The following is a 6,953-nucleotide window of genomic DNA, read 5'->3' on the forward strand; positions in this document are numbered from 1 at the left end:
TGGGACGGGATGATTCTTAATGGTGCCGGACAACTCCGCAGCTACAACCAGGGCGAGTTATTGATCGAGGATGCCTTCAAGTATCTGATTGTCATCGATGAGGCGCATCACCTGATCAATACGCGCGATATCGCGCAACCGGCAATCCTGTACCTACAACAATTCATGCGCGAAGCGCGGAAATACTTTGGCGGCATCTTCTTCGCCTCGCACTTGATCACGGACTTCGTCCCGACCGGCTCGAAGTCGGAGAACGCGGAAAACGTCAAGACGTTGTTCCAGTTGACGCAGTATAAATTCATCGGCGAGCAGGATGCCGAGAGCATCCCTACGATCCAGACCGTCTTCGACGGACAGTTGACGGAGAGTGAGACGCGGTTGATTCCGTCGCTCGAGACAGGACGGATCGTCCTCAGTATCTCCGGTGTGAAGACGTTGATTTTCGATGTCGATGTCTCACCCGAGGAGCTGACGTTGTTCGGAGGTGGTGCCTGATGTGGAGTACGGTCCGGCAGTCGGCACGTGTCGCCGTCCGGATGAAATGGCGACTCCTGACCTTAAAGTATCGTCTGATTGCTCTCGGAATCGCGCTTCTGCTTCTCCTACTGATCATCATCGTCGCAGGGATTCTCGATACGTTGACCGGGATCGAGAATGAACAGGCGACGGAGACACCGATCGCTTACTCGGACGCGAGTCTACAAGTCAGTGATGATGTCCTACAATACCGCGAAGCGATCGCGCGCGAACTGAAGAAAGAACAGCTCGAGGGACAGACGAACGTCGTCCTTGCATTGATGATGCAGGAAAGTGGTGGACGCGGGAACGATCCGATGCAAGCGAGCGAATCGAAGTGCGGACGGATTGGTTGTATCACCTCGCCCGACGAGAGCATTCGTTACGGCGTGAAGCACTTCGTTTCCGTCTTCCGGCAAGCGAACAAGGACGTCAAGTTGACGCTCCAGAGTTACAACTTCGGGGGTGGCTTCATTGATTACGTCCAAGAAAACGGGGGACGCTATACGAAACAACTCGCGATTTCTTTTTCACAGATGATGTACCAACGCGTCAAGAAGAGCGGCATCTATCAATGCCATCGTCCGAGCGCGATTGAGCATCAAGCCTGCTACGGTGACATCGAATATGTCGATGCTGTCCTCCGTTATCTGACACCGACCGTACTAGCGGAAGGCAAGACAGGACCGATTAAAGGGAAACTTCATGCTCCGCTCGACATCCCACTGCAGATGACATCGGGTTTCGGGTCACGGATCGTTTTCGGAAAGACGGATATCCATACGGGCATCGATTTCAGTTGCCACGATACGGATACCGTCCACGCCGTTCGCTCCGGTACCGTCACCTATAGCGGTTTACGCGGACCGTATGGGCAACTGATTCAGATCAAACAAGGCGACTGGATTACCGCTTACGCCCACCTTTCTGCACGCCAGGTTAAGACGGGGCAAAAGATCGAAGCTGGACAAGCGATCGGGATGTGTGGGTCGACCGGACGTTCGACCGGGAATCATCTGCACATCGAATTTAAGACGAGTGATTGGTCCGGTCACATTGATCCGGCACCACTGTTTTCGCTATAGGGAGGGATGAACTATGGCATTGACGAGTCGTCATCTCCTATGGCTCGTGTTGTTCTGTCTGCTGCTGTCAATCAGTGCCAATGTCTATCAATATCGTTCGATGGCAGCAGATGAATCGCATCGAATCGTCGAGAAAGACGAGAAGAATGTGTTACCAAAAACGACGGTGTCAGATCCGTCCATCTCAACTAATGAACAAGAGCAAGAACAAAATTCAATCATTTCGAAGAGCGCGGAACGCTTTATCACGTTCGCCTTCACATGGGAGGATGGGACCTATCCAACACGCAAACGACAAGCCGATCAGTATATGTCGGAGTCCATCAAACAAACGTTGTTCGCGAGTAGCGGAAGCGATAACAAGTTCACCGCCTCCGTCTCGGACATCGAAGTCTTTCCAAATCGGGACGATCCAGAGCATTGTCTCGTCCGCTTCAAACGGACATTGACGATCGATGCCAATGGTTATGAAGAGACGTCTGAAGAATTAGTTGAACTGACCTTTACGCATCAAGATAAACGTTACGTTGTCGATCAGATGAAGAGCCTTCAAACGTCAGGAGGTGTCTAAATGCATCCAGGAAAACGAAAGACGCTGACCCGTGATTGGTCACGACTGTATCTCGGAACAGGACTGTTCTTCTTGATTGGTTTTCTGTTTTTCGGCTTCTCTTCCCTTTTCTTTGCCGAGGAACAACCGATCAATGCGACACCCATCGGCGAAGAACAACGGTTAACGAATGGACAGACCGTCACGCTTCTCGATTGGTCCCATGATGTGCAGCGAAAACAAATGCGCATCCGTCTCCAGTTCGATCAACCTCAAGATTACGCGACGAGACTTGTTACGCGTATCGCTTATAAGGAACGCCCGACGGATGAGCAACGCGTCCGTGTCGTCTATCAGCAGGACGAGCACTACATCTTTGAAATCGAAGATGTACCGCGTGACTTTGATCAACTAGCACTCCGCTTGTATGTCATTAAACCTGAACAGTCACTCGAGAAGCTGAGTGTGACGAAGCGAGAAGATGCGCTCGTCGAATCACTCTATATGGATCAACGACGTGTACTAAAGACGTCACTTTCTAAACAACAAGCGGACGATTATGCACAACTTTTTCTCGCTGACGAGCACCTGCAAAGTCAAAAACGGATCAAGAACATGAAGCGCGAACAGACGGAACTAGCTTCTCTCATCCAACAGATTGAACAAGACATTGAGATGAAACAAGCCACCTTACCCGACCTGACACTCGATGAACAAGTCGAACGTGAGGATGAAATCTTCAATCTGAAGCAAGACAAAGAAGACGCACTGTTACGACAAACGGAATTGAAAAAACAACTCACGCAAGAAGAAAAAAGACAAGATCAGCTGCGCATTAAAGCACGTGAAATGAAATGGTAAGGTGGCAAACACCGTGCCAAAATGCGGTTTTTAGTGGCACGCGGTGTGACCTTTTGGCGATTTTGATGATATCAGGGAAACACTAGGCTCCGCCTAGGCTAGCACGCTGAGTGATAGCAGTTTCCCCTTATGCTCTTTTTCACGATTTTAGATCCATTTTGTTTTTTACTGCTTCTGATTTTTGGCTGGAAAACTTGGTCATCCTTCTATCGAGTCCAATAAAAAAACGAGCATCTCGGCTCGTTGAATGTGTTCTCGGATTATCTTTTTAACGACTCAAATACTTTCAACATGACATAAAACGAACCAAAACTAAAAGCTAATCCGAACAACGCGAGCACCCAAACCGACATCTTCCATCCCCTCCTCTCATCCTTATACAGCATTCGGAAGTGTGAGGTTTCAGCAAATGGAAAAATTTATTAATTGATACCGATTGATTGTTTCTTTGCACTAGAAGCGTCACTCATATCAACTGAGACAGATTCACGTGTGCGTGTCTTCGCATACATGGCTTTTAAAAGTTCCACGATCAAGGAGACGCTCACGGCTTCTCCAAGTGCGTAACCGTGTTCGATGATGGATTGCATATGTTTCCTCCGTTCTTTGTCTAAGTAGGATTACCTTTCTCACTTCTAATGACAGGAGAAACGAAGCAATTGTTCGAAAGTCATTTAACTTTTTTAGAACATTGAGATTCACTTTCGTGATAAAAGGAGGAAGACAGATGGATCTCTTGATTCGTGACATCGACCCTGTCCTCGTCAAACAACTCGACGAACAGGCGGAGAAACAGATGTGCTCCCGGCAAGAGTTATTGAAAGGATTGTTGACGACCTGGTGCGCGGACGGCGTACAGTCGACGCAAGTCGCACGCCTCGAACGACAGCTCGAAGCGAACACTTTGCATCTAAAGCGGAGCGCAACCGAACTCGAACTCTTGACTACACTCTTCCGTGAGGTGATGCAGGATGAGTAACATTCCCGGCGTCATCATCAAATCAAAGTTCAAGTTGCCGCAAGCAACCCGACGTGCGCGTCGTTATACGACCTACCTCAGCTACATCGATCGTCCGGAGACGAAAGCGCGGTCGCATCAATTCGAAAACTATCACGACTATATGGAAGATGAACTGAAATCAAGCGGTCTGTTCACGGCGACGCAAGACCGATTGAATGCGAATGAACGAGAGCAGTTACGCGATATTTTCCGTCGGGCACAAGAGAACGGCAGCATCCTTTGGCAAGACGTCATCTCGTTTGATGAAGCGTGGTTACAGGAAGTCGGCGTCAAAGAAAATCGTTACATCGATGAACAGCGGTTGATGCAGGCGACACGGAATGCAACCGCGCTGATGATCGAAAAGGAACAGATGCTGCATGCGACGTGGACCGCTGCGATTCATTACAACACGAATAACATCCACGTCCATGTCGCGACAGTTGAGACAGTTCATCCACGTGAACGGGGCAAACGTAAACCGAAAACGATTGAGAAGATGAAGGCGCAAGTCGTCCATACGCTTGCCGACCGAACACGTGAACAAGAGAAACTGAATGCCTTCATCCGTGATGAAGTTCTGGCTCACAAACGAAATCACGCAACACTATCTGTTTCAAACCGCGTGCTACATCCGGAACTCGTACGCCAATATAAAGCGATTCAGAAACAACTACCGGATGATAAACGGCAGTGGTATTACAACATGAACGGCATGCAAGAACTGCGTCCTTCACTCAATCGATTGACTGACGCGTATCTAGCGACCTACTTCGAGAAGGAGCATACCTCTTTCAAGCAAAGACTCGATACGGAGGTCGCATTCTACGAGCGAAGTTACGGATCTTCATCTCAAGCATCGGCATATCGGAAGACGAAAGAACAGGACCTCTATACACGAATGGGAAACGCTATCCTGTCCGAGATGCGTGAATCAGATAAGTCGTTCCCGAAACTTACGAAGGGGGATACATCCTCACCGAAACAAAAAATCCGATCAGCGTTTCGACGTGAACGGATCATGCAAGAGACACTCTATCGGATCGGACGACACATGAATGATGAATGGGACCATATCAAGAACCAGCGTGCGTTTGAACAACTCGAACAGGAAGTCCAACACGAAAGGTAAGGTGACGGGCAGTGGAGGAAACAAAACAAGTCCGGATCAAGATGAGTGCCGTGACCGCTGAATTTTTAGAGGAATACCGGGAGAGAGAACGGTTGTCAGGGATTGGTCCGGCAATCGATCACATCATCCGTGACTATCAGGAGATGATCAAAAAACAATGGGACTTGAACTATGTCAGCCGTTCCGTCTCGAAACAGATCGAGCAAGAGTTGACGACGTTCTGGGAAGAACATATTTCAAAAAGTCTCTCTCCGTTACGAAAGAGCGTCCAACAAACAGACCTTCAAACACAGGTATTGATCGAATTGCTACAAGCCCTGATGCAGACGGAGAGCATCGAGGACATCATCCCGACGACCGAATACCGTCCCTCGTTTCTTGAGACGGCAGAGACGGCTGTAAGAAAGCGAATCGACCAACGAAAGCAATATAAGCATTCAGACGAAGAAAGGATGATTCACAAATGAGACGACTCGAAGCCTTCACACTCGCCACACTTCTCGAACTGCATCCGACTCATGTCGCCGTCATGATTCATCAAGCGCGCTATGACATTCCCCTTTCACAGGAGGAACACGCGCTACTGCAACTCTTGCAGGAAGAACCCTTGGTATTACTCCCGGTATCACGTGATCACCGTCATCTACTACTCGATCGACTGGCTACCGACCCGATGGTATTAGAAGAGTTGAACGATTTTGAAGGTGCTGCTGATTCGTTCGTTTCGTCGGAAGGAGCGTAAGTGGTATGGCATATAAGAAGAAAACGCGTGAGGATTACCAGAAGGAAGTCCAAGCGTTGACAGATAAGATGGAGACGCAGCTCGCCTCCCACTTCGTCAGTCAGGAGAGCATCAAGGAACACCTCGACTTCATGAGCCGGTTCCATCGTTACTCGACGCGGAACATGCTGTTGATTGAGGAGCAGTTCCAAGGTGCTCGTGCCGTTGGTTCCTATGCCTACTGGGAGAAGCAAGGTGTCCAGGTCCAAAAGGGTGAGAAAGGGATTAAGATCTTCGTTCCCTCCCCCGTTACGTTCATCAAACGAGAGACGGAGTGGGTGGCGTGGAAGGACGCCACGAAGACGGAGCAAAAACGTGCAAAGGAAGGTTCTCTTCCGACGCATAAAGCGATGTACTACAAGATTGGTCATGTCTTCGAGTACACACAGACCGATGCACGGGAAAAGGGACTTGAAGTCTCTGAGCTCTTCGCTTCCTATCATCGAAATGGCTCGTTACGTGAGGAGGAATCGTTTCGCCGCGCATTGAATGGGATTGCCGAGACACAAGACGTGAAAATACTCGATCAGCCACTGAGCGAACTTGGTACGGCGAAAGGATGCTTCTATCCGGAACTGAACGCGATCGCCCTCAATCTGCGGAACTCGGACATCGAGAACGTGACCATCCTGATTCATGAACTCGCGCACGCCAATCTGCATAACACGGAACGGAATGAAGAGCGCGGAATCGAGTTGAATCCACATGAGAAGGAATTCCAAGCGGAGATGGTCGCTTATACGGTCGCAGCACATTTTGGTTTTCCGACGGATGAGTTTTCCTTATCGTATCTCGCCAACTGGACGCAAGGGAGAGACTTGCGCGACAAGGAAGATCTGTTGCACGAAGTCCATCAGACATCCGGTCATTTCATCCGTGAAATCCATGCTTCACTCGAGCAGGAGCAAATCTTGGAACGCGAAGCATCACCCCTTAAGATGATTGAGTATATCGAACAGAATGTGCAGATTACCGAACACGGATTACCGTTAGCTGAACGGCTAGAACGAATCATGCAACATTCACCA

9 protein-coding genes and 1 pseudogene are annotated in these 6,953 nt (G+C 49.2%); 9 read left to right on the forward strand and 1 reads right to left on the reverse strand.

Features of this window, described 5'->3' with window-relative positions:
- The 4 genes and pseudogenes from B2751_RS08630 to B2751_RS08645 form a co-directional block, all read left to right on the forward strand.
- A pseudogene (locus B2751_RS08630) lies at window positions 1-495 on the forward strand (type IV secretion system protein VirB4); the annotation flags it as partial.
- Entirely contained in the window at window positions 495-1,601 is a 1,107-nt protein-coding gene (locus B2751_RS08635; protein ID WP_290774290.1) for a lysozyme family protein, read from the forward strand. The pseudogene B2751_RS08630 and the gene B2751_RS08635, both read left to right, overlap by 1 nt.
- A gap of 13 nt (window positions 1,602-1,614) precedes the next feature.
- On the forward strand, window positions 1,615-2,172 hold the full coding sequence (locus B2751_RS08640; protein WP_133208775.1) for a hypothetical protein: 558 nt from the start codon (window positions 1,615-1,617) through the stop codon (window positions 2,170-2,172).
- Window positions 2,173-3,012 carry a hypothetical protein gene (locus tag B2751_RS08645; RefSeq protein ID WP_214725520.1) on the forward strand — a complete coding sequence of 280 codons (840 nt, stop codon included), beginning with the start codon at window positions 2,173-2,175 and terminating at the stop codon, window positions 3,010-3,012.
- A gap of 422 nt (window positions 3,013-3,434) precedes the next feature.
- Here the strand turns inward: B2751_RS08645 and B2751_RS08650 are convergent, their stop codons facing one another.
- The gene (locus tag B2751_RS08650) at window positions 3,435-3,602 is read right to left on the reverse strand and encodes a hypothetical protein (RefSeq protein WP_290774293.1); all 168 of its coding nucleotides are present in this window, start codon (window positions 3,600-3,602) and stop codon (window positions 3,435-3,437) included.
- Window positions 3,603-3,739: 137 nt separating this feature from the next.
- On the opposite strand from B2751_RS08650, the gene B2751_RS08655 reads away from it, so the two are divergent.
- The 5 genes from B2751_RS08655 to B2751_RS08675 form a co-directional block, all read left to right on the forward strand.
- A complete protein-coding gene (locus B2751_RS08655; protein WP_058266048.1) occupies window positions 3,740-3,991 on the forward strand; it encodes a hypothetical protein in 252 nt (83 codons plus the stop codon).
- Entirely contained in the window at window positions 3,984-5,144 is a 1,161-nt protein-coding gene (gene mobP2, locus B2751_RS08660) for a MobP2 family relaxase (RefSeq protein ID WP_290774295.1), read from the forward strand. Before B2751_RS08655 ends, mobP2 begins: the two co-directional genes overlap by 8 nt.
- A gap of 11 nt (window positions 5,145-5,155) precedes the next feature.
- A complete protein-coding gene (locus B2751_RS08665) occupies window positions 5,156-5,611 on the forward strand; it encodes a hypothetical protein (RefSeq protein WP_290774296.1) in 456 nt (151 codons plus the stop codon).
- On the forward strand, window positions 5,608-5,886 hold the full coding sequence (locus tag B2751_RS08670) for a hypothetical protein (protein WP_058266051.1): 279 nt from the start codon (window positions 5,608-5,610) through the stop codon (window positions 5,884-5,886). Before B2751_RS08665 ends, B2751_RS08670 begins: the two co-directional genes overlap by 4 nt.
- Window positions 5,887-5,891: 5 nt before the next feature.
- Window positions 5,892-6,953: ArdC-like ssDNA-binding domain-containing protein (locus B2751_RS08675; protein ID WP_290774297.1), on the forward strand; the 1,062-nt coding region annotated here is incomplete at its 3' end.

The sequence above is a fragment of the Exiguobacterium sp. UBA6282 genome (assembly GCF_002440475.1).
Taxonomy (GTDB): Bacteria; Bacillota; Bacilli; order Exiguobacteriales; family Exiguobacteriaceae; genus Exiguobacterium_A.